Source organism: Microbacterium azadirachtae (genome assembly GCF_000956505.1).
Taxonomy (GTDB): Bacteria; Actinomycetota; Actinomycetes; order Actinomycetales; family Microbacteriaceae; genus Microbacterium; species Microbacterium azadirachtae_A.
On record NZ_JYIX01000034.1, the window covers coordinates 128,163 to 150,169 of the forward strand.

Below are 22,007 nucleotides of genomic sequence, written 5' to 3' on the forward strand. Positions count from 1 at the left end.
CCAGCGGGCTTGCCCCATGGCAATTCAGGGCTGTCGGGCGGCAGGATGGGATCCATGCGCTACGAGATCCCCGCACCGATGCTCGCGAAGGCCGCCACGACCGTGCCGGATCCGGCGAAGTTCCCCGACGGGCTGCTGTACGAGCCGAAGTGGGACGGCTTCCGCGGACTCGTGTCCTGGGACGGCGAGACCGTCGAGATCGGGTCCCGGGGGGCGAAGCCGCTGACCCGGTACTTCCCCGAGCTCGTCGAGGCGATCCCGCGGCTGCTGCCCGGTCCCTGCCTGCTCGATGGCGAGATCGTGGTCGCCACCGGACCAGAGGGTTCGCAGCGGCTGGACTGGGAGGCGCTGAGCCAGCGCATCCACCCCGCCGCCTCCCGGGTGCAGAGGCTGTCCGCGGAGACGCCCGCGATGTTCATCGCGTTCGATCTGCTCGCGGCGGGCGACGCCGATCTGCAGCCGCTGCCCTTCGGCGAGCGCCGCGCTCGGCTCGAGCAGCTGCTCGCCGATGTGCCGCATCCCCTGCACCTCACCCGCACGACGACGGATCCCGACACCGCCCGGCGCTGGCTCGCCGAGTTCGAGGGCGCGGGGCTCGACGGCATCGTCGCCAAGCCGCTGGACCAGCCCTACGCCCCCAACAAGCGCACGCTGTTCAAGGTCAAGCACGCCCGCACCGCCGACGTCGTCGCGCTCGGCTACCGCATCCACAAGAGCGGATCCGGGGTGGGATCCCTCCTCGTCGGTTTGTACGGGGAGGACGGCGTGCTGCGCCAGGTGGGCGGCGTCGCCGCCTGGAGCGACGCGATGCGCCAGCAGCTCGTCGAGGACCTCGCGCCGCTCGTGGAACGGGACGAGTCCGGCGCCGCCGTCACCGGAGACGGCGAGCGCTCGCGGTTCAGCGCGTCGAAGGACACCTCGTTCGTGCGGCTGCGCCCCGAACGCGCGCTCGAGGTGCGCTACGACCAGCTCGAGGGCTGGCGCTTCCGGCACACCGTGCAGTTCAAGCGCTGGCGCGACGACCGGGACCCCCGCTCCTGCACATACGAGCAGCTGGAGACGGTCGACGGCTACGACCTCGCCGACGTCATCGACTGACGTCCACGCCTCGTTTTGGGGCGCACTCCGCGGTTTTGGGGCGCGCCCCGACATGGATCCACGACCTCACGCGCCCCAAAACGGAGAGATCCGCCCCAAAACCGGCCCCGGCCCGCGCCGGCCCCGGAGGGATCCGCCCCAAACGGGCCGCCGGCCCACCCCGATCCCGGAGGGATCCGCCCCAAACCGGCCCCGGCCCGCGCCGGACACGGGCCGACGGACGCACGGCGACGTTCGGCACCCCTCCGACGTCGCACCTCGTTTTGGGGCGCACTCCGACGTTTTGGGGCGCGCCCCGACATGGATCCACGACCTCACGCGCCCCAAAACGGGCAGACCCGCCCCAAAACGACCCGAGCCCCGCCCGAAACAGGCCGAGCCCGGCTCGCACCGGCCGGCTCAGCGACCGGGGACGGGCTCGCCGTTCTCGTCCCAGTTCGCGGCGACCTTCTTCGAGGGCTGCACGCGCGGGGGCTCGCCCGGCATCTTGGGGAACTCCGGCGGGAACGGCATCTCGCCGAGTCCGTTCTCCACGTCGTGGTCCCACCAGCTCAGCAGCGTGTCGATGCGCCCTGGAGCGTCCTGCATGTGCGCCCACGGATCCCCGAGGTCGGCGAGGCGCTGGGGTACGGTGCGGACCGTGAAGCGCTTCGGATCCACGTCATCCAACTCGTCCCACGAGATCGGGGTCGACACGGTCGCGGCCGCGAGCGCGCGCGGGCTGTAGGCGCCCGCCATCGTGCGGTCGCGGTTGGCCTGGTTGAAGTCGACGAAGAGGCGCTCCCCGCGCTCCTCCTTCCACCACGCCGTGGTGACGCGATCGGGCATCCGCCGCTCCAGCTCGCGTCCCGCCGCGATCACGGCATGCCGCACGGTGAGGAACTCCCACTCCGGCACGATCGGGCAGAACACGTGCAGCCCGCGGTTGCCGCTGGTCTTGATGAACGCTTCGAGCCCTGCCTCGCGCAGCACGGCGCGCAGCTCGTGCGCCGCAGGCACCGCCTCGACGATGCCCGTGCCGGGCTGCGGGTCGAGGTCGATGCGGAGCTCCACCGGATTGTCGGTGTCCGACGCGAGCGACGCCCAGGGGTGGAACACGACCGTGTTCATCTGCACGGCCCAGACGATCGCCGCCGTCTCCGTGAGCACGATCTGCGGATGCTTGCGGCCGCTGTTGTAGGTGCACATCACGCTCTGCACGAAGTCGGGGGTGCCCTTGGGCGGGTTCTTCGAGAAGAAGCTCTCGCCGTCGATGCCGTCGCGGTAGCGCTCGAGCGAGACGGGCCTGTTGCCGGTCGACGTGAGGAACGGCGTCGACACGGTCTGCACGTATTCGGCGAGCTCGGCCTTGGTGATGGGGCCGCCCTCCGCATCGGGCCAGATCGCGCGGTTCGGACTGGAGATGTCCAGCGAACGGTCGCCGTCGGCGCCGGGGACGGTCAGCGTAATGCGCTCGGATGCCATGACTCGACCCTAGGACGCGCCGCCGATGGCGCGCCAGCGTCCGGCCGGCCCGTCTCAGCGCAGCACGCGATCGGCTTCCGCGCGGATCTCCGCCGCGATCGCGTCCAGCAGCTCGGAGCGCAGGTTCCACTGCTGCCAGAACAGCGGCGAGGCGAGCTCCTCGTCGTCGAGCCGCACCAGGCGTCCGTCGGCGAGGCCGGCCTCCGCATGAGGGACCGGAAGCAGCGCCCACCCCAGCCCCAGCTCCACGGCGACCGAGAAGTCCGCCGAGGCGGGCACGTGATGCCGGGGAACCGGCCAGGGGTCGACGCCACGCTCGCGCAGCCAGTCCTGCTGCAGCACGTCACGCCGGTCGAAGTCCACGAACGGCGCCCGCGCCAGGGCCTCGGCCGACGCGCCGCCCGGGAACCAGCGTCGTGCGAAACCCGGAGATGCCGCGGCCACGTAGCGCAGCGCGCCGAGCGCCTCGACCCTGCACCCTCCGACCGGCTCCGACTCGCTCGTCACCGCCGCCATCACGGTGCCCGATTCGAGCATCCGCGCCGTGAAGTTCTGGTCGTCGCGGTGCAGGTCGAACTCGACGTCGTACTGCTCGGAGAGCCGGGCCAGCGGGGCCAGGAACCAGGTCGCCATCGAATCCGCGTTGACCGCGAGCGGGATCCGGATGCGCCCTCCCCCGCCCTCCGCGGACAGGCCGAAGCCGGCGATCGCGTCGCGTTCCAGGAGGGCGATCTGACGGCCGAACCGGGCGACGGCCTCCCCCGCCTCGGTCGCCCTCGCGGGCTTGCTGCGCACCAGCAGGATGCGGCCGAGCTGCTGCTCCAGGGTCTTGATCCGCTGACTCACCGCGGACGGGGTCAGCAGCAGCCGACGCGCGGCCGCGTCGAAGCTTCCCTCGTCGAGTACCGCGGCCACCGTCCGCGCGGATTCCGGATCGACCTGCACATGAGCGATTCTAATCTGGCTTAAGGAATCTTCGCTGGCGCTGAATCCGAATCCGACCCTATTCTCGATCCGTGCTCATCCTCCTCTCCGGCCTCGGCCTCATGTTCTCGCTCATCATCGCCGTCGGCGCGCAGAACGTGTACGTGCTGCGCCAGGGGCTGCGCCGCGAGCACGTGCTGCCCGTCGTCCTGATCTGCGCCGCCTCCGATGCCGCGCTCGTGCTCGCCGGCACCGCAGGGCTCGGCTACCTCGTGAAGACCCTGCCCTGGCTCATCGTGGTGGCGCGCTGGGCCGGCGCGATCTCGCTCGTGGTGTACGGCATCCTGGCGGCCCGCCGCGCGTGGAAGTCCGGCGGCGAGGCGCTGCTCGCCGATCCTCGCGCCTCGGACGAGAGCTCGACAGGCGGCCGGGCCGGCGGCACCGCGACGCTGACCCGCACCGCGCCTCTCGCCCCCGTGATCCTGGCGACGCTCGCCTTCACCTGGCTGAACCCGAACGTGTATCTCGACACGGTGCTGCTGATCGGCGGGGTCGCGGCCACGCACGGTGACGGCCGCTGGCTGTTCGCCGCCGGCGCCATGATCGCGAGCGTCACGTGGTTCTTCGCCCTCGGGTTCGGCGCGCGCCACCTCGGCCGCTGGCTGCGTACGCCGCGCGCCTGGCGGATCCTGGACACCGTGATCGCCGCGCTGCTGGTCGTGATGGGGATCAGCCTGGTGCTGCCGGTGTTCTTCGGCTGAGCCCGCCCGAGCGACCCGTCAGGACCGGAACAGCGCGAGGATCCCCTCGAGACGCGCCTCTTCCAGAGCGGGGTCGAGGCGCTCGGACGCCGCCAGCCGGGCCACGCCGTGAAGCGTGCTCCACAGCAGCTCAGCCCGCACAACCGCCGCCTGCTCGTCGCCCGCCCCCGCCGACACCGCGCCGAGGAAGGATCCGAACGCCTCGCGCAGCGGCGCCGGGGTCTCCGCGGCCGCGAAGACGATGCGGGTGCGCGCCTCGAACATGGCCTCGTAGAGGGCGGGATGCGTGCGGGCGAACGCGAGGTAGGCGCGCACCACGTGCGCAAGACGGTCGCCCTCGCCGACCGGATCCGCGAGCTCCGCGGCCATCTCGGCGAAGCCTGCGACCATGACCTGCTCGACGATCTCGTCCCTCCCACCAGGGAAGGAGCGGTACAGGATCGGCTGGCTGAAGCCGATCTCGGCGGCCAGCCGCCGGACGGTCACCGCGGGCCACCCCTCCCCCTCGGCGACGCGTCGAGCCGCGCGGACGATGGAGCGGGACCGCTCGGAGGGATCCGTGCGCGGGGGCGTTGACGGGCTCATGGCACGATGTTAGCATCGCTAACTGTTAGCACTGCTAACACGAAAAGGAGAAGCCATGTCCCTCGCGATCGTCATCACCGCCATCGGCGCCATCACCGCCATCGCCGTCATCTTCGGCACGGACGTGCTCGCCGCCGTCGTGCTGCGCGCCGTCTACGCCGAGGTCGATGCGCCGACCCTCGTGCAGGTGGTCGGTCGCGGGCACTACTACGGCGACCGCAGGCTGCCGATCGTCGGCGTCGCCGGCGTCGTGCTCACCGCGGCGACCGTCGCACTCTCGGCACTCGCCGGCAGCACCGCCGCGACCGCCCTCGCCGCCGTCGCGCTCGCGGCGCAGCTCCTCTGGCTGCTGCTGTTCGCCCGCATCGCGAAGCCGATCAACGCCACCCTCACTGCCGCCGCCCTCGCGGGCACCGTGCCGGCCGACGCCCGGAGCCTGCAGGATCGGTGGGAGTCGATCATCCCCCTGCGCGCCGCCCTGCAGGGACTCGCGCTGGTACTGCTGTGCGTCGTACTGGTGGTGCGCTGAGCCTCGGCTGTCGGGCCGAGGGGCCTGTCGCCTGAGCGGCAGGCCCCTCGAAGCGAAGCTCAGAGCGTCGCGGCGTACGGGTCGAAGTCGGCCCCGAGCGAGCCGACCTCACCCAGAGTGCTCTGCACGGTGACGAAGCTGCGGGACTCCGCCGACTCCTCGATCGACAGCAGCGTGTCGAGCACGTGCGCGCCGAACTCGCCGGTCGCGACGTGCGGACGGCCCGCACGGATCGAGCGCGCCATGTCGAGCAGGCCGAGGCCGCGGCCGGAGACCACTCCCTCCTGAGCGATGTCCACGACCTCCTGCTCGATGGGCTCCGGCGGGATGAAGAGACGGGTGAGCGGCCGGGTGATCGTGATCGGACCGCCGAAGGTGTTCGGATCCGGGATCGTCAGCGTGCCCTCGGTGCCGGTGATCTCGACGATCCCGTGGCGCAGCATCGGCGAATCGGTGCTGTACAGGCTCTGCGCCTGACCGCCGCGCTCGAACTCCATCAGCACGCCCAGCGTCGACGGGATCTCGACCGGGAACTCCTCGCCGGCCTTCGGTCCCTGCTGCACGCGCCGGGTCGGGGTGCCCTGCAGTCCGAGGGCCGCGACCGCGGCGACCGGGCCGAAGACGTGCACGAGGGTGGAGACGTAGTACGGACCCATGTCGAGCAGCGGGCCGCCGCCCTTCGCATAGAGGAACGCCGGGTCCGGATGGAAGATCTCCGGCCCCTGCCACTGGAACGTCGTCTGCGCGAAGAGCGGGCGGCCGATGTCGCCGCGCGCGATCACGCGCTTCGCGGTCTGCACACCGGGGCCGAGCACGGTGTCGGGCGCCGCGCCGACGCGCAGCCCGAGCTCGGCAGCCTTGGCGCCGATGCGCGCGGCCTCCTCGCGGCTCACGCCGATCGGCTTCTCGGTCCACACGTGCTTGCCCGCGTCGAGGGAGGTCAGCGAAACGCCGACGTGCTCGGCAGGCGGGGTGATGTTCACGACGAACTCGATGTCGGGATCGCCGAGCACGGCGTCGACGTCGCCGGAGACGGGCACCCCGTACTTCGCCGCCTGGGCCTTCGCCCGCTCGGGGATGAGGTCCGCGACGGCGAGCACCCGCACGTCGGGGAACCGGGTGAGGTTCGTCAGGTACTGGTCGCTGATGTTCCCCGCGCCGATGATGCCGACGCCGACGGGGCCGGACGACGCCGCCATCAGCGGGCCACGTTCTCGTCGAGGAAGATCCGGCTCTGCTCGATCGCGGAGAGGATGTCGCCGTCGAAGTGGTCGAACTCGACGATCGCGAGCTCGAGCGCGGGAGCCGCGGCGGCGGCAGCGGCGAGCGGCACGACGCCCTGACCGGCCGGCACCTGATCGGCCGGCGGGTAGGCGCGGATCGCCTCGGGATCGAGCGTACCGTCCTTGGCATGCACGGCGACGACGCGGTCGCCGAGGCGCTCCAGCAGCGCAACCGGGTCGGCGCCCGCGCGGGCGACCCAGTACAGGTCGACCTCGAGCAGGACGCGCTCGTCGAGCAGCCCTGCGAGCACCTCGAGCCCGGTGACGCCGTCGAACACGGCCTCCACCTCGTGCGCGTGATTGTGGTAGCCGACGCGCAGGCCGTGCGCCTCCGCGGCGACCGCGGCGGCGTTGAGGCGCCGGGCGGTGTCCTCGATCTGCGCGACCGACTCCCAGCGGGCGGGCTCGGTGTAGGGATCGATGACGATGCTCATGCCGAGCGTCTTCGCCGCGGCGAACACCTCGTCGTGCGACGGGACCGCGATCGAGGTCCCGGATCCGTCCGGATTCACGAACGACTCGGAGGCGAGGAACGCGTGCCCCGAGGGCGCGACCAGGCCTGCGGCGGCGAGGGCGGCGGCCAACGGCGCGGCACGGTGCACGAAGTCATAGGGCTCGACCGTGGTGAACCCGCGGGCTGCGACGGCGGCGAGCGTTCCCTCGAGGTCGTCGTCGAGCTGCGACTTCAGGGTGAACAGCTGGATGGATGTCTGGACCGGCATCGGTAACTCCTTGGGTGTCTGCGGTGACTGCGTTCATGAGCGGAAGCGAGGGCCGGCTCGCCGTGACGAGCAGACTAGCATCAAAAACCTCCGCATGGAGGTTTTCTCTGCGTAGAATCGACACATGCCCGCCACCGACCCGCCGATGCCTCGCCAGGGCGTGTACGCCAAAGGCGTCGCCCGACGCCAGGAGATCCTCGATCGCAGCATCGAGGTGTTCGCGGCACGTGGATCCGGTCGCACCAGCCTCCGCGCCATCGCCCGGGAGATCGGAGTGACCCACGCGGCCCTCTCGCACTACTTCGGCTCGCTGGAGGAGCTGCTGGTCGCGGTCTACGAGGAGAGCAGTCACCACGACGAGGATTCCGTCCCGGCGGACACCTCGCCGATGACGATGATGATCGAATCCGCGCGCGCCAACCGCGAGGTGCCCGGCCTCGTGCAGCTGTACTCCTCGCTGGTCGCAACAGCCCTCGAAGACGACCACCCCGTGGCGCATGCGTTCGCGAGCACCCGGTTCGCGAACCTGCGCGCCGAGCTCGGCGACCGGATCCGTCAGCAGCAGAGCGACGGGCGGATGCGCGCGGACGTGGATCCGGTCGCCGCCGCCGCACTCGTCATCGCCGCCTCCGACGGCCTGCAGACCCAGTGGCTGCTCGACGACGACGCCCCGCAGCACGAGGCCCTTGCCGTCCTCGAGCGGTTGCTGCGCGAGCCCGGTACCGACGGCTAGCCCCTCCGCGGCTCCCGTCGAGCTCAGCGCCCTTCGATCTCAGCGATCCGGAAGGCGACGAGATCCCGGATCAGGTCGTCGGGGATCTCGGATCCGGGTGCGAAGCGGATCGTCCCGGTGCTGGTCCCGGCACCGTCGAGGCCCTCCACGCGTGCGGCGACCGCCGCCACCGCGGCGGCGCTGAACGGATAGACCCCGAGGTGCTTCGCCGCGCGGATGGCGGAGATCAGCACCTTGCCGTGGTGCTTGAGGGCGGGCATGCGGTAGCCGGTCCCCTGCACGGCATCGGGAGCGAGTTCGAGCGCGACCTCGTACACGCGGGCGAGCGCCCGCCGATCCGCCGGATCCTCGACGCCCGCCAGATACTCGTCCACCGCGCCCATGCGCTCATCCTGGCATCGAGTCCCGGATACGCAGAAGACCCCCGCCCCGAGGGGCGAGGGCCTTCCGAAGAGCGTCGAACTCAGATGGCGTTGACGTCCAGGGGGATGCCGGGGCCGAACGTGGTCGACACCGCACCCTTCTGGATGTAGCGGCCCTTGGAGCTGGACGGCTTGAGGCGGACGATCTCCTCGAGCGCGGTCTTCATGTTCTCGTCGAGCTGCTCGGCCGAGAACGATGCCTTGCCGACGACGAAGTGCACGTTGGCGTGCTTGTCGACGCGGAACTCGATCTTTCCGCCCTTGATCTCCTCGACGGCCTTGGCCGGGTTCGGGGTGACGGTGCCGGTCTTCGGGTTCGGCATCAGACCACGCGGGCCCAGCACCTTTCCGAGACGGCCGACCTGGCCCATGAGCTCCGGGGTGGAGACGGCCGCGTCGAACGAGGTCCAGCCTCCGGCGACCTTCTCGATGAGCTCGGCGCCGCCGACCTCGTCCGCACCCGCGGCGATCGCGGCCTCAGCGGCCGGACCCGTCGCGAACACGATGACGCGGGCGGTCTTGCCGGTGCCGTGCGGGAGGATGACGGTGCCGCGCACCATCTGGTCGGCCTTGCGCGGGTCGACCGCGAGCTTCAGCGCGACCTCGACGGTGGAGTCGAACTTCGCGGAGCCGGTCTCCTTCGCGAGGGCGACAGCCTCGGTCGGGGTGTAGAAACGATCCGCGTCGATCTTCGCGACGGCGGCGTTGTAAGCCTTGGACTTAGCCATTGTTATCTCCCTCAGCCCTCGACCGTGATGCCCATGGAACGGGCGGTTCCGGCGATGATCTTGGACGCGGCGTCGATGTCGTTCGCGTTCAGGTCGGCCTGCTTCTGCTCGGCGATCTGACGGACCTGCTCGGCGCTGATCTTCGCGACCTTGACGGTGTGCGGAGTGGCGGAGCCCTTCTGCACGCCCGCAGCCTTCTTGATCAGCTCGGCCGCCGGCGGGGTCTTCAGGATGAACGTGAAGCTGCGGTCCTCGTAGACGGTGATCTCCACGGGGATGACGTTGCCGCGCTGCGACTCGGTCGCGGCGTTGTACGCCTTGCAGAACTCCATGATGTTGACGCCATGCTGACCGAGCGCGGGGCCGATCGGCGGCGCCGGGTTGGCTGCACCGGCGTTGATCTGAAGCTTGATCAGGCCGGTCACCTTCTTCTTCGGTGCCATAGTGATTCCTTTCTCGAGCGGATCGGGCCCTTCGACAAGCGCAGGGACCGAGTTCTCTCCCGCAGATCCGGCATCTCCGGAACGCGGTGGCGTTCGCGCGCCGCCCCTTCGACAAGCTCGGGGACCGCGCACAAACCATAGAAGTCTACCGGATCCCTGGCGCGTCCGCGCACGGGCGGCCCGGGGCCGCACGGGCAGCCCCCGAGCCGGGTGCATCAGCGTCGAATGGCCTCGTACAGGGTCACGACGCACGCGCTGCCCAGGCCCAGGTTGTGCTGCAGCGCGAGCGTCGCCCCCTCGACCTGCCGTTCCCCCGCCCGCCCGCGCAACTGCTGCACGAGCTCGGTGCACTGCGCGAGTCCTGTCGCACCCAGCGGGTGCCCCTTCGAGAGCAGCCCGCCGGAGGGATTCGTCACCACCCGGCCGCCGTAGGTGTTCTGCCCGTCGCGGACGAACCCCGCGGCGGTGCCCTCCGGCGTGAGCCGCAGCGCCTCATAGGAGATGACCTCGTTCGCGGTGAAGCAGTCGTGCAACTCCGCGACCGGGATGTCCTCGGGCGAGACGCCGGCGTCCTCGTAGACCGTGTCGGCGGCGCGGCGCGCGATCCCCGCGCCCACGAGCGCCATCGCATCGCCTTCGAACGAATCGGCACGATCGCTCGTCATGGCCTGCGCGCGGATCCGGACGGAGCCGTCGAGCCCCCGCGCGCGCGCGAAGTCCTCGGTGCACAGCACGGCGGCCGCGGCCCCGCAGGTCGGCGGGCAGCACTGCAGCCTGGTCAGCGGGCCGAACACGTGCGGCGAGGCCAGCACCTCCTCGACCGTGACCGGATCCCGGAAGACGGCGGCGGGGTTCGCGTGCGCGTGCCGGCGGGCCTTGACGGCGATCTGCGCGAACAGCGTCGCATCGGCGTCGTAGCGGTCGAGATACGCCTGCCCCGCGGCGCCGAAGAACCGGGCGGCGACGGGAGCCTCGGGCTCCTGGTCGCCGAGCATCTCCGTGAACCGCCAGAGCGCGTCGGGTCGGTCGGCGTAGGCCGGGACGATCGCACCTCGTGCCATCTGCTCGAACCCGAGCACGAGCACGCAGTCCGCGGCGCCGGACAGGATCGCCTGACGCCCCAGCCAGAGCGCGGTGGATCCGCTCGCGCACCAGTTGTTCACGTTGACGACGGGGATGCCCGTGGGACCCAGCCCGTAGAGCGCCGTCTGACCCGCGGCCGAGTCGGCGTAGACGTACCCCGCATAGGCCTGCTCGACGTCGCCGATGCCGATGCCGGCGTCGGCGAGCGCGCGCCGGGCGGCTTCGGCACCCATGTCGTCGTACGTCCCGCTGGTGCGCGGCGTCGCGAACGGGATCATCCCGACGCCGGCGACGACGACGCTCACAGCCGCTCCCCGACCAGGCGCCGCAGCGCCGGCTTGTCGATCTTGCCCACCGGGTTCTTCGGGATCTCGGCGACGATCTCGATCACCTCGGGCTGCTTGAAGCGGGCGAGCAGTCGCGCGGCGTGCGCGGAGAGCTCCGGCGCACTCGCGGAGGATCCCGGCACGAGCGACACGAACGCGACCGGCACCTCGCCGAGCACGTCGTCGGGGCGTCCCACCACCGCGGCCTCGTGCACGTCGGGGTGCGCGTAGAGCGCGTTCTCGATCTCCTTCGGATACACGTTCTCGCCGCCTCGGATGATCATGTCCTTGATCCGGTCCACGATCCGCAGATAGCCGTCCTCGTCGAAGCATCCGATGTCACCGGTGCGCAGGCGGCCGTCGACGATCGTCCGCGCCGTCTCCTCGGGTCGCCCCAGATAGCCGGCCATCACGACGGGACCGGAGATGACCACCTCGCCGCGCTCCCCCGCGGGCAGGGGACGGCCTTCCTCGTCGACCACCTCTACCCGCTGCCCGGGCAGCGGCAGTCCGACCGTCCCTGGTTTGCGCAGGCCGTGCAGCGGGTTGATGGTCGAGGCGGTGGTCGTCTCGCTGAGGCCGTATCCCTCCACGATCGTGATCCCGAACCGCTCTTCGAACCGTTCGATCGCCTCGACCGGCATCGGCGCGGCGCCGCATACCCCGAAGCGCAGTGACGAGGTGTCGGGACGGACGTCCTCCGGGAGCGTCGAGAGCAGCGCGTAGATCGCGGGGACAGCCGAGAAGTACGTGGGGCGGACGCGCTCGACGTCGTCGAAGAACCGATCGCGCGAGAAGCGCCCCGTGATCGTGACGCGCCCGCCGGCGCGCAGCGGGGTGAGCGTTCCGAGCACGATGCCGTTGGCATGGAACAGCGGAAGCACGAGGAGGCTGTGGTCCTCCGTGCCCAGCTCGAACCATTCCGCGAACGATGCCGTCATCGCGTCCAGGTTGGCGTGGGTGAGCATGACGCCCTTCGGGTTCCCCGTCGTGCCGCTCGTGTAGATGAGCAGCGCGAGGTCGGAGTCCGGGCGAGGACGGCGCGCGGGCAGCGCGGCCCCCTCCTCCCCCGTGAGCGCGGCCGGGGTCAGCGCGGCGACGCCGAGCTCGCGCCCCGCGTCGGTCACGACGATCCGCGCGCCCGCGTCCGTGAGCTGGTAGCGTGCCTCGGCGTCACCCAGGACGGGGTTGATCGGCGTCACCGCGGCGCCCAGTCGCCAGGCCGCGAAGAGGGCGACGATGAGGTCGGCCCGATTCGGCAGCAGCACCGCGACGACGTCGCCCGCACCGACGCCGTGAGCGGCGAGGACGGCCGCCGCGGTCTCGGTGCGGGTGAGCAGCGCGGCGTTGTCGAGCGCGCCGTCGTCGTCGGCGAGTGCGGGACCGTGCGGATCCACGAGCGCGCGGCCGTGGGGCAGATCGCTGAAGTGCATGGGGCTCCTTTCGGGCGGCGCCGGCGCGCCGGCGCCGCCCGGTCGAGGGATGTCAGACGCGCGTGACGACGGGCTCGGAGACGAGGCCGAAGGCGCGCAGCTGTCCGAGCAGCTCTCGGTGCCCGAAGGCCTGGCACGCCGAGGCGAATCCCACGCGCTGAGGGGCCTGCTGGATCAGCGAGTAGGCCGCGTAGGCCTGCAGGAGCCCTGTCTGCTTGTAGTTGCTGTTGCCGTGGATGACCACGTGCGAGCGCCCGAGCGGACCGGAGGCGTGCACCGAGTCGAGCGACCGGTTGATCCTCGGGTTCTCCCGCGGCGGCATGCCGGCCTGCACCGATGCGGCCACCTCGGCGAGCGCGGCCTCCTGGGCCTCGGGGTCGAGCGGGCGGATCTGCTCCTCGAACATCTGCACCGTGAGCGCGACGTTCGCCATGACCTCAGGGGTGAAGACGCCTCCGATCGCTCGGACGTTGCTCACGCGGGGGTCGTGCTGGAACCAGATCGGGTGCGACATCCCGCCCCACGGCACCGCCGTGGCGAGCTCGTGGTAACCGGGAACCGGCACCTGGAACGCCGACGTGTGATCCCATTCCACGAGCCGGTTCTGCTCGAGGTAGAACCAGTCCGCCTTGAGGATCGTGAAGATCGTCTGCGTCGAGGCGAAGGTCGGGAATCCCTTCCAGAGGACGAGGATGTCGAGCGTGTCGTACCCTCCCGGCTCGAGCGCGATGTTCGCCGCGATCTCGCCCGTCGTGTACATGTGCGCGACGCCGGGTGCGAGCAGCCGCCCGTTCTCGGCGAAGCCCTCGCCCCACCGGTCCCGCGCCGCCATCACCCAGTCCTGCTCACCCGTGGTGTCGAGGTAGTGCGCGCCGATGCGCAGCGCGGCCTCCACGACCGCGGGTCCGAACTTGATGAACGGTCCCGCGGTGTTGCAGATGACCTGCGCCCCCTCGAAGGCGCTCGCCATCGCGTCCGCATCGTTGTCGACCGCGATGACCTCGTAGTCGGCGGTCTCGATGCCGGGGATCCGCTCCACGACCTCGCGCACCCTGGCCTCATCGCGACCCGCCGCGACGAAGGGCACGCCGAGCTCGCGCAGGTACTCGCAGATGAGCCGGCCGGTGTATCCGCTGACGCCGTAGACGACGACGGGCTTGTCGGTTGCCATGATCGCCTCACATCCCCATCGCGCCGTCGATGGACAGCGTCGCGCCGTTGACGAAGGAGGACCGCTCGGAGAGCAGGAACGCGACGCCGTCGGCGATGTCGTCCTCGGTCGCGAGCCGTCCGGAGGGGGTGAGCCCGACGACCGCGGTCACGGCGTCGCCCGCGGTGGGGAACAGGCCGAGGCGCTCCATGTCGCCCGCGAGCTGCGCCCCCATCGCGTTCGGCACGAGACCGGGGCAGACGGTGTTGACGCGCACGCCGTAGCCGAGTCGCCCCGATTCGGCGGCCGCGACCTTGGTGAGCCGCTCGACCGCCGACTTCGAGGCCGAGTACGCGGCGATGCCGGGGAACGCGATCGTCGCGGCGACCGAGGCGATGTTCACGATCGCGCCTCCCGTGCCCGCCGCGCCTTCCGGCCGCATCGCCCGGAAGGCGTGCTTGACGCCGAGGGCGGTGCCGAGCACGTTGACCTCCAGGACCCGCCTCATGTTGTCCGGGTCGAGGTCGACGAGCAGATCCGAGATCTCGATGCCCGCGTTGTTGACGAGCCCGTCGAGCCCGCCGAGATGCGAGACCGCGGCCGCCATGCCTTCCTGCCACGACGCGTCGTCGGTGACATCGAGCCGGACGAAGCCCGCGCCGAGCCCTTCGGCAGCTGCGCGCCCCGCCTCCTCGTCGACATCCGCGAGGACGACCGCCCCGCCTCCGTCGACGATCCGCTGCGCCTCGCGCAGTCCCAGCCCTCTTGCCCCGCCGGTGACGACGACGCGCTTTCCTGCCAGATCCGTGGACATCGGTGTCCGTTCCTTTCGCCGGTGAAAGTGATGCGTACAGCAGAACAGAGAACTTGACAGTTGGCAAGGAAATTCTTGACACTTGTCAAGATACGCAGCGCTGACGGCCCCGATCAGACCGGGTGGGATGGCGACGCGCGTAGAATCGCGGCAGACCGGAGGAGGCGATCATGGGCGATGTGGCCGTCCGCGCCGAGCGCGCGAGCACCGACAAGTTCGCGGCGCGGCGTCGCGAGCTCGCGGACTCCGCGCTGTCCGCGATCGCCGAGCGCGGCTACGCGCGCACCGGGATGCGCGACGTCGCCGCCCACTCCGAGCTCTCGCACGGTGCGCTGCACTACTACTTCGAGGACAAGGACGACCTCATCCGGCAGGCGATCTGGCAGTACAAGTCGGAGTGCGCGCGGCGCTACGATCCGATCGTCGAGACCTCAGAGACCGCGCAGGAACTGGCCCGCCGCTTCGGCGACGAGATGGCCGCGACGCTGCGCGACGAATCGGACATGCACCGGCTCTGGTACGACCTGCGCAACCAGGCGCTCTTCGACGAGGGCTTCCGCGAGACGATCGTGGCGATCGACGACCTGCTGCGCGAGATGGTCTGGAACGTGGTCGTCCGGTACGGCGAGCTGAGCGGCACGACCCCCGCGGTCGATCCGCTCGAGGCCTACGCGCTCTTCGACGGGCTGTTCCTGAACTGCCTCATCGCCTACCTCCGGGGCGACCTCAGCGCGCTCGACCGCATCCGCGAGAGCAGCCCCCGCCTGCTCGCCGCCGCGATCTGACGGCAGCCTCCGCCCGAATCCGGGTCACCTGCACGATCCGCGAACGGATGCAGGATCATTCCGGCGGATCCGTCGTGCATCCGTCACGGGATCGTGCATCCGTGCGTCCGCGACCGACGCGACCGACGCGACCGCGCCGGCCGCACACGCGGGAACGGCCGCCCCCGAGGGGGCGGCCGTTCCGCAGTGCGCTTCCGGGGAAGCGTCAGATCATCTTGGTGACCTGGTCGAACGACAGCTCGACCGGGGTCTCGCGCTCGAACAGCGAGACGAGCACGGTGAGCTTGCCGCTCTCCGGCTTGATCTCGGAGATCGAACCGGGAAGACCCGCGAAGGAGCCCTCCTTGATCGTGATGGTCTCGCCGATCTCGAAGTCGACCTCGGCCGCGAGCGGACGGGCCACGGCGGTGCCGCCCTTGGCCGTGACGGCCTTGGCGGTCGGGATGTCCTTGACCTCGACGAGGGACTTCAGCATGCTGAACGCCTCTTCGAAGCGGAGCGGGGTCGGGTTGTGGGCGTTGCCCACGAAGCCGGTGACGCCGGGGGTGTGCCGCACGACGGACCAGGTGTCCTCGTTGAGCTCCATGCGCACGAGCACGTAGCCGGGGATCCGGACGCGCGTGACCATCTTGCGCTGACCGTTCTTGATCTCGACGACGTCCTCCATCGGGACCTCGATCTGGTAGATGTCGTCCTCGACCTCGAGCGTCGACTTGCGCTGCTCGATGTTGGCCTTCACCTTGCGCTCGAAGCCGGCGTAGGAGTGGAGGACGTACCACTTGCCGGGGAGCATGCGGAGGTCCATGCGGAAGGACTCGTAGGGGTCCTCCTCCACGATCTCCTCGTCGGCCTGGTCCTCGTCGCCGTTCACGTCGGGACCGTCGTAGGGAGCCACCTCGTCGGCGGCCGCGGCCTCACGATCGGCGGCCTCCTCGGCCACGGAGTCGTTGAGAACCTCTGCGGCGGCCTCGGATTCGGCTGCTTCGTCCAGGTTGAGAGCGTCGTTCACGATCGCGTCTGCCTCCGGGTCTTCGTCGATGTCGATGTCTTCTTCGTCCACGTCGTCCTCGTCGCCCTCGATGTGCAGGGCGACCTGCTCGGCGGGAGTGACGGCGCGCTCTTCGGAGGCGAGGATGTCGCCCTCCTGGGCCTCATCGTCCTCGCTGGACTGCTCGGCGGCGGTCGCCCAGTCGACGTCGTCTCCGAGATATCGTTCGCGTTCGGACACTGGTTCTTCTCTCCTTCAGGTTCGGCCCGGGGTCAGATGCCGCCGGGCCGCGGGATCACGCGGTTTTCCCGGGAACCCCGAAGACTTGCGTCGTCAGCCACGAGAAGGCCATGTCGAGCCCGTACACGAGGGCCATCATCACGATGACGAACCCCAGCACGACAAGGGTGTACTTGACGAGCTCCTTGCGCGTGGGGGTGACCACCTTGCGGAGCTCGGCGATCACCTGACGGAAGAACAGCGCGATGCGACCGAAGAAGCCCAGCTTCTTGTCGCGGCCCGCGCCGCCGTTCGCCGTGGGAACCACAGCGCCCGATGCGTCCTGAACCATCCTCGAGTACCTTTCGTGTGCCGGCTGCGCGCCGACGCGCAGGGCGGACAGGAATCGAACCTGCAACCTGCGGTTTTGGAGACCGCTGCTCTGCCAATTGAGCTACCGCCCTAGAGATCCGGAGATCTCTGTCCGCATCCTCTCCCGCGTTCCGGAGGACCCGGGCACGGCGAAAGAATGCAGACAACAACTGCTCGTCCAGTGTACGGCATCCGCACCGGCCCTCCGAACCGGGGCCGCATCCCGGGCGCGGCACGCCCGCCCCGGAGGAGTCCGCGCCCCCGCCGCACGGCGAGCGCCGACGCTTGGTTGTTAGGCTCGCCGTACGGCTGCGCAGCCCTCATGGACGCTGCGGCCGCGGAGGGGGAATCGATGGCGGCGGAGGATCCGGCACGCACGGAATCGCAGCAGTTCCAAGTGGACCTGCGCGGCGTCGTCGACCTGCTCAGCCGGCACATCTACTCCGGGCCCCGGGTGTACCTGCGCGAACTGCTGCAGAACGCCCGCGACGCGATCGCAGCACGGCGGGAGGTCGACGGACACGGCGGCACCATCCGGATCCGGCCGCTGCCCGCCGAGGGCGGCGAGTTCGTCCTGACCGACGACGGCGTCGGACTGACCGCGAACGAGGTCGCCGAGCTGCTCGCGACGGTCGGCCGCAGCTCCAAGCGCGACATCTTCGACCTGCCCCGGAGCGACTACCTCGGTCAGTTCGGCATCGGCCTGCTCAGCTGCTTCATGGTGGCGGACGAGATCGTGATCCGTTCCCGCAGCGCCCGCGGCGGACGCGGAGTCGAATGGGTCGGATCCGCCGACGGCACCTTCCGGGTACGCGAACTCGACGACGACCTGCCCCTCGGCACGAGCGTGCACCTCGTGCCGCGGTTCGACGCCGGCGACCTGCTCCGCGCGGACGCCGTGCGCGAGCTCGCCACGACCTTCGCCGAGTTCCTCCCCACGACCGTGCTGCTGGAGCTGCCGGGCGGCGACGTGCGGATCACGCACGAGGCGCCCTTCCTGGACCCGCGGCAGGATCCCGCCGCGACGGCGGCCTATGGCCGGGAGCTGATCGGAGCCGCCCCTCTCGACGTCATCGAGCTCGCCGAGCCCGCCACCGGGACGCGCGGCGTCGCGTACGTGCTGCCCTTCGCTCCCCCGCCGGGAGCGCGTCAGGCGACGCGGATGTACCTCGGCCGCATGCTGCTCTCCGAGCGCGCCGACGACGTGCTGCCGGAGTGGGCGTTCTTCGTGCGCGCGGTGATCGATTCGACCGGGCTGAACCCCACCGCGAGCCGGGAGTCGCTCGTCGACGACGAGGCGCTCGCCCTCGTGCGGCAGCAGCTCGGCGGAGCGCTCCGGCGCTGGGTGCTCGAGCTGGGGCTGAGCGCGCCGCACCGGCTCGCCCAGTTCGTCGCGGTGCACGAGGTGGGGCTCAAATCGCTCATCCGGCACGACGACGAGCTCGCCCGGTTCATCACGCGCTGGCTGACCGTCGAGACCACGCACGGCACGATGAGCGTCGGGGACCTCGTCGAGCGCTACGAGCGGATCCGCTACGCCGAGACCGTCGACGAGTTCCGCCAGGTCGCCGGCATCAGTCGCGCCGAGCAGATCCTGGTGAACGGCGGCTACCTGTACGACGCGGATCTGATCCGGCGCCTGCCGGAGCTGTATCCGGCCGTGACGGTCGAGCGCGTCGACGTCGTGGGCGAGCTGGACCGGCTGGACCCTCCGCCGCTCGACGACAGGTCAGCGGCGGTCGCGCTCGAGGATCGTGCGGCCTCGGTGCTCGCCGAGGTCGGCTGCGCCGTCGTGGTGCGCACGATCGACCAGCCGGAGCTGCCGTCGCTGTACGTCGCGGATCCCACCGTGCTCCGCCGCATCGACCGCACCAGGACCAAGGGCATCACGGGCGCGCTCTGGGGCGGCGTGCTGGACCGCATCGACGGCGCCGTGGGCGAGGATCGGGACGACGACCTCGCGGCCCGGCTGTGCCTGAACTGGGGCAACCGCGTGGTGCGCTCGCTGAGCGCGGTCGCCGACGACGCGGTGTTCGCGCGCACCGTGCAGCTGCTCTACATCCAGGCCCTGCTCGCCGGGCACCGCCCGCTCGGCGATGCCGACCGGGCGCTCATGACGGGCGCGCTGTCCGACCTCGTCGCGCTTTCGGCCGGAGTGACCGCCCTCGAGCTGCCCCCGCTGGCCGACGACCCCGACCCTCTCACCCCGTCCTGAGGACGGGCGCAGCTCCCCGCCGACAGCGGGACCGCACTTCACCCGCCCACGGCGGGTCCGCACACCCGGAGGAACTCATGGCAGAACAGAAGACGCAGCTCGACCGGCTCCTCGAAGAGATCGACCGCACGCCCTGGGGTCCCCAGGAGCAGGCGCTCGTCGCCGAGGCCGTCGCGCTCGCGCAGGAGATCGGCGACGAGCAGCTCGAGTACCAGGCCAGGATGCGGCAGACCGCCTCGGCGAACATGGGCGGTCTCACCGACCTGATGCTGAGCTCGTTCGCCTGGTGCCTCGCGCACCACGACGCGGATCCGGCCCGGTTCCCCGCCGACATCGACAACGGCGCGGCCGATCTGATGTGGCAGTTCAAGTGGATGGCGTCCTCGCTGCGCAGCTCGCCCGCGTTCTCCCCGGAGCAGATCGCCGCGGTCCTGGACGACATGGAGGCGCACTACCGCACGGCCGGACTGGGCATGAGCGGCGTGCTGATGGCCCGCTTCGAGGATGCGCACGCGGCAGGGCGGATGGACGACGCGGAGCGGCTGCGCGTGCAGCTGGAGGCCACACCGCGCGACTCGCACAGCCACTGCGATGCCTGCGGCCGGAGCCAGGTCGCGGGATTCTTCGCCGACACCGACCGCGACGAGGACGCGATCCGTCTCGTCGAGGAGATGCTCGAGGGCGGTTTCTCCTGCGGAGAGGAGCCCGAGCACGCCCTGTCGGTCTCGCTGCTGCCGTACCTGCGACTCGGCCGCGGCGAGCAGGCGCGTGCGGCGCATCTGCGCAGCTACCGGCTCGCGAAGGACAACCCGGATCTGCTCACCGCGATCGCGAACAGCATCCGGTTCTGCGCGCTGAGCGGCAACGAGGCCCGCGCGCTCACCCTCATCGAGCGGCACCTCCCCTGGCTCGCTCACGACGCCCTCAACGCGCAGGGCCACTTCCGGATGCTCACCGCGATCGGCACCGCCCTCGACGCGGTCACGGCGGCGGGGCACGGCGACACACCGGTGCGCGGGGCCGACTCCCCCGATCTGGAGCGGTTCTTCGGCGCCCACGGCGGCGCGGACGGCACGGCATGGTCCGCCGCAGAGCTCGCGGCGGCCGCCTGGGCCGCGGCGGAGCGGATCGGCGTGCGGTTCGACGAGCGCGACGGCACCGACAACCACGCGCGACGGTTGCAGTTCGCGCGCACGACCGCCGGCGACCGCTACGACGTGCCGATCCGCAGCGACGTGTTCGCGGCGCCCACGGTGGATGCGACCCCGACCGACGACGAGGGCTGGTACCGCCGCGTGCTCGACCTCGCCGGCTACGGCGCGGCCGCGGACACGCTGGACGCCCTGGCGCAGGTGATCGACAGGGTCGATCCCGATCGCCGCGCGGTGCTCACCGGCCAGCGGCTCGCCGCCCTGGTGAACCTGGAGCGCATCGAGGAGGCGACGGAGCTCCTGCCCGATCGCATCCAGTCCCTGCGCGCCGCGGGCCGCGACGCACAGGCCGACGTCGAGGAGCGGTTCGGGCTGGCCCTGTTCGGCACCGCGACGGCGGCCGACAACGCCGCCCTTGCGGAGCTGTTCGCCGCGTCCGCGGATCCGTCCGGCCCTGCCGCGCTGACTCCGGCGGCGCGGGGTGACATCGCCCTCACCCTGGCGTTCGAGTTCGGCGACGAGGACCCGGCCGCGGCGCTCGAGCTCTCCGAGCAGGCGGCGGCACTGTTCGCGGAGGCGGGAGACGCCCGCCTCGGGCACGGCGCCGAGATCGCCGCGGCGATGGCGCTGCTGCGCGCCGAGCGCGTCGACGAGGCGCTCGCACGGATCGACGCGCTGCTGGCCGACCCCGCGATCACGCGCGGCGTGCGCGCGCGGATGCTCGAGATGCGGGCGCGCGTCCATGGCGGTCGCGGCGCGTTCACCGAGGGGGCGGCCGACGCCGACGAGGCCGGCCGGATCCTGGCGGAGCTCGGCAGCATGTCGCGCTTCGCCGGGGCGCAGATGCTCGCCGGCGCGCTCTGGGAGGACGCGGAGGAGCCGGAGCAGGCGCTCGCGCGCTACCGTGTCGGCGCCCGCCTGCTGGAGCAGCACGGAGGAGATGTCGCAGGAGCGAAGTACCGGGTGGCGCGCAGCATGCTGAACTCCGGAGCGGTGGAGGAGGCCGCGGAGCTCTTCGGCGAGGTGCTGCAGCTCGAAGAGGCCGATGAGGTCCCTGCAGGCAGCAGGGCGATGACCGCGCTCATGCTCGCGCGGGCGCTCCGCGCGGCCGGCGAGGGCGGGCAGGCGTACGGCGCCTTCGGCTACGCCGCGGAGCTGTTCGGCGAGGCCGAGAACCCCGCCGATCAGGCGCTCGCGCTGATGAACCGCGCTCAGATCCTCGCCCAGTACGACGAGCGGGACCAGGCGATCGAGACCCTCGAGGAGGCCGCGGCGCTTGTCCGCAGGGCCGAAGACGCCCCGGCCGCCGTCGTCGAAGTGCTGCACAACCTCGGCCAGTCGTACGGCGCACAGCAGGATCCTCGCGCCTTCGCTCTGTTCGACGAGGTCGAGGCCGTCGCGCGCGCGAACGACGCGGACTGGGTCGTCGCAGACGTCACGGACTCCCGCGCCAGGGCGATGCTGTCCGCAGAGCGGGTGGACGAGGGCGTGGCGGCGGCGCTCACCGCCTCGGATGCGTTCGCCGCTGTCGGCGACGCGCAGTCCGCCGGTGGCTCCGCGCTGCTCGCCGCCCGCGCCCTGAACGGCGGAGGACGCTCGGCGGATGCCGTCGCCGCCTACCGCGCGGTGCTCGACCAGGCGGCGGACATCCCGCCGCTCCGCCAGATCGCCGCGCTCGAGCTCGGCGATGTCCTGCAGGGCCTCGGCCGTGACGCCGAGGCTGGCGAAGTGCGCCGGCTCGCCGAGGACTGAGCCGGATCCGGATCCGGTCCCGGCGGA

General features: G+C 71.2%; 21 protein-coding genes and 1 tRNA gene. 7 read left to right on the plus strand and 15 right to left on the minus strand.

What is annotated here, in order from left to right:
* Window positions 1-54 precede the first annotated feature (54 nt).
* Window positions 55-1,098 (plus strand): ATP-dependent DNA ligase, encoded by a 1,044-nt coding sequence (locus tag RS86_RS09480; RefSeq protein ID WP_045271990.1) that lies wholly within the window; start codon window positions 55-57, stop codon window positions 1,096-1,098.
* Window positions 1,099-1,497: 399 nt separating this feature from the next.
* Here RS86_RS09480 and ligD read toward each other — a convergent pair whose 3' ends face one another.
* Window positions 1,498-2,562, minus strand: a complete 1,065-nt coding sequence (gene ligD / locus RS86_RS09485; protein ID WP_045271991.1) for a non-homologous end-joining DNA ligase — start codon at window positions 2,560-2,562, stop codon at window positions 1,498-1,500.
* A gap of 54 nt (window positions 2,563-2,616) precedes the next feature.
* Window positions 2,617-3,507: a LysR family transcriptional regulator ArgP gene (locus tag RS86_RS09490; RefSeq protein ID WP_045271992.1), complete on the minus strand. Its 891-nt coding sequence runs from the start codon at window positions 3,505-3,507 to the stop codon at window positions 2,617-2,619.
* A 71-nt stretch (window positions 3,508-3,578) separates the two neighbouring features.
* Between RS86_RS09490 and RS86_RS09495 the strand changes: the two genes are divergently transcribed.
* Window positions 3,579-4,247, plus strand: coding sequence for a LysE/ArgO family amino acid transporter (locus tag RS86_RS09495; RefSeq protein WP_045271993.1), 669 nt, complete (start codon window positions 3,579-3,581; stop codon window positions 4,245-4,247).
* An 18-nt stretch (window positions 4,248-4,265) separates the two neighbouring features.
* Here the strand turns inward: RS86_RS09495 and RS86_RS09500 are convergent, their stop codons facing one another.
* Window positions 4,266-4,832, minus strand: coding sequence for a TetR/AcrR family transcriptional regulator (locus RS86_RS09500; protein WP_045271994.1), 567 nt, complete (start codon window positions 4,830-4,832; stop codon window positions 4,266-4,268).
* 55 nt (window positions 4,833-4,887) lie between these two features.
* On the opposite strand from RS86_RS09500, the gene RS86_RS09505 reads away from it, so the two are divergent.
* Complete coding sequence (locus RS86_RS09505; protein ID WP_045271995.1) at window positions 4,888-5,361, plus strand: hypothetical protein; 474 nt, start codon at window positions 4,888-4,890, stop codon at window positions 5,359-5,361.
* Window positions 5,362-5,420: 59 nt separating this feature from the next.
* Here the strand turns inward: RS86_RS09505 and RS86_RS09510 are convergent, their stop codons facing one another.
* Entirely contained in the window at window positions 5,421-6,560 is a 1,140-nt protein-coding gene (locus RS86_RS09510) for a Gfo/Idh/MocA family protein (RefSeq protein ID WP_045271996.1), read from the minus strand.
* Window positions 6,560-7,366: a sugar phosphate isomerase/epimerase family protein gene (locus RS86_RS09515; protein ID WP_045271997.1), complete on the minus strand. Its 807-nt coding sequence runs from the start codon at window positions 7,364-7,366 to the stop codon at window positions 6,560-6,562. The genes RS86_RS09510 and RS86_RS09515 overlap by 1 nt, the downstream gene beginning before the upstream one ends.
* A 124-nt stretch (window positions 7,367-7,490) precedes the next feature.
* On the opposite strand from RS86_RS09515, the gene RS86_RS09520 reads away from it, so the two are divergent.
* Window positions 7,491-8,099, plus strand: coding sequence for a TetR/AcrR family transcriptional regulator (locus RS86_RS09520; protein ID WP_045271998.1), 609 nt, complete (start codon window positions 7,491-7,493; stop codon window positions 8,097-8,099).
* A 23-nt stretch (window positions 8,100-8,122) separates the two neighbouring features.
* Here RS86_RS09520 and RS86_RS09525 read toward each other — a convergent pair whose 3' ends face one another.
* The 7 genes from RS86_RS09525 to RS86_RS09555 all read right to left on the minus strand — a co-directional run bounded on the left by RS86_RS09525 (window position 8,123) and on the right by RS86_RS09555 (window position 14,498).
* The gene (locus tag RS86_RS09525; RefSeq protein ID WP_045271999.1) at window positions 8,123-8,482 is read right to left on the minus strand and encodes an iron chaperone; all 360 of its coding nucleotides are present in this window, start codon (window positions 8,480-8,482) and stop codon (window positions 8,123-8,125) included.
* Window positions 8,483-8,562: 80 nt separating this feature from the next.
* Entirely contained in the window at window positions 8,563-9,249 is a 687-nt protein-coding gene (gene rplA / locus RS86_RS09530; RefSeq protein ID WP_045272110.1) for a 50S ribosomal protein L1, read from the minus strand.
* Between the two features lie 11 nt (window positions 9,250-9,260).
* On the minus strand, window positions 9,261-9,692 hold the full coding sequence (gene rplK, locus RS86_RS09535; RefSeq protein WP_045272000.1) for a 50S ribosomal protein L11: 432 nt from the start codon (window positions 9,690-9,692) through the stop codon (window positions 9,261-9,263).
* 215 nt (window positions 9,693-9,907) lie between these two features.
* Window positions 9,908-11,080, minus strand: a complete 1,173-nt coding sequence (locus RS86_RS09540; protein WP_200892782.1) for a lipid-transfer protein — start codon at window positions 11,078-11,080, stop codon at window positions 9,908-9,910.
* Window positions 11,077-12,534, minus strand: a complete 1,458-nt coding sequence (locus RS86_RS09545; RefSeq protein ID WP_045272001.1) for a class I adenylate-forming enzyme family protein — start codon at window positions 12,532-12,534, stop codon at window positions 11,077-11,079. Before RS86_RS09545 ends, RS86_RS09540 begins: the two co-directional genes overlap by 4 nt.
* A gap of 52 nt (window positions 12,535-12,586) precedes the next feature.
* Window positions 12,587-13,705 carry a DUF5938 domain-containing protein gene (locus RS86_RS09550; RefSeq protein WP_045272002.1) on the minus strand — a complete coding sequence of 373 codons (1,119 nt, stop codon included), beginning with the start codon at window positions 13,703-13,705 and terminating at the stop codon, window positions 12,587-12,589.
* 7 nt (window positions 13,706-13,712) lie between these two features.
* A complete protein-coding gene (locus RS86_RS09555; RefSeq protein WP_045272003.1) occupies window positions 13,713-14,498 on the minus strand; it encodes an SDR family NAD(P)-dependent oxidoreductase in 786 nt (261 codons plus the stop codon).
* A 170-nt stretch (window positions 14,499-14,668) separates the two neighbouring features.
* Here RS86_RS09555 and RS86_RS09560 point away from each other — a divergent pair, with 170 nt between their 5' ends.
* Window positions 14,669-15,283: a TetR/AcrR family transcriptional regulator gene (locus RS86_RS09560; protein ID WP_045272004.1), complete on the plus strand. Its 615-nt coding sequence runs from the start codon at window positions 14,669-14,671 to the stop codon at window positions 15,281-15,283.
* Window positions 15,284-15,488: 205 nt separating this feature from the next.
* On the opposite strand, the gene nusG is transcribed toward RS86_RS09560, so the two are convergent.
* From nusG to RS86_RS09575, 3 genes are all read right to left on the minus strand, one after another.
* On the minus strand, window positions 15,489-16,511 hold the full coding sequence (gene nusG, locus RS86_RS09565; protein WP_045272005.1) for a transcription termination/antitermination protein NusG: 1,023 nt from the start codon (window positions 16,509-16,511) through the stop codon (window positions 15,489-15,491).
* Between the two features lie 55 nt (window positions 16,512-16,566).
* On the minus strand, window positions 16,567-16,842 hold the full coding sequence (gene secE / locus RS86_RS09570; protein WP_045272112.1) for a preprotein translocase subunit SecE: 276 nt from the start codon (window positions 16,840-16,842) through the stop codon (window positions 16,567-16,569).
* A 39-nt stretch (window positions 16,843-16,881) separates the two neighbouring features.
* Window positions 16,882-16,954 (minus strand) — tRNA-Trp (locus RS86_RS09575).
* A 230-nt stretch (window positions 16,955-17,184) separates the two neighbouring features.
* On the opposite strand from RS86_RS09575, the gene RS86_RS09580 reads away from it, so the two are divergent.
* A complete protein-coding gene (locus tag RS86_RS09580) occupies window positions 17,185-19,077 on the plus strand; it encodes an HSP90 family protein (RefSeq protein WP_419177698.1) in 1,893 nt (630 codons plus the stop codon).
* Between the two features lie 77 nt (window positions 19,078-19,154).
* Window positions 19,155-21,980 (plus strand): hypothetical protein, encoded by a 2,826-nt coding sequence (locus RS86_RS09585; RefSeq protein ID WP_045272006.1) that lies wholly within the window; start codon window positions 19,155-19,157, stop codon window positions 21,978-21,980.
* Window positions 21,981-22,007: the final 27 nt, after the last annotated feature.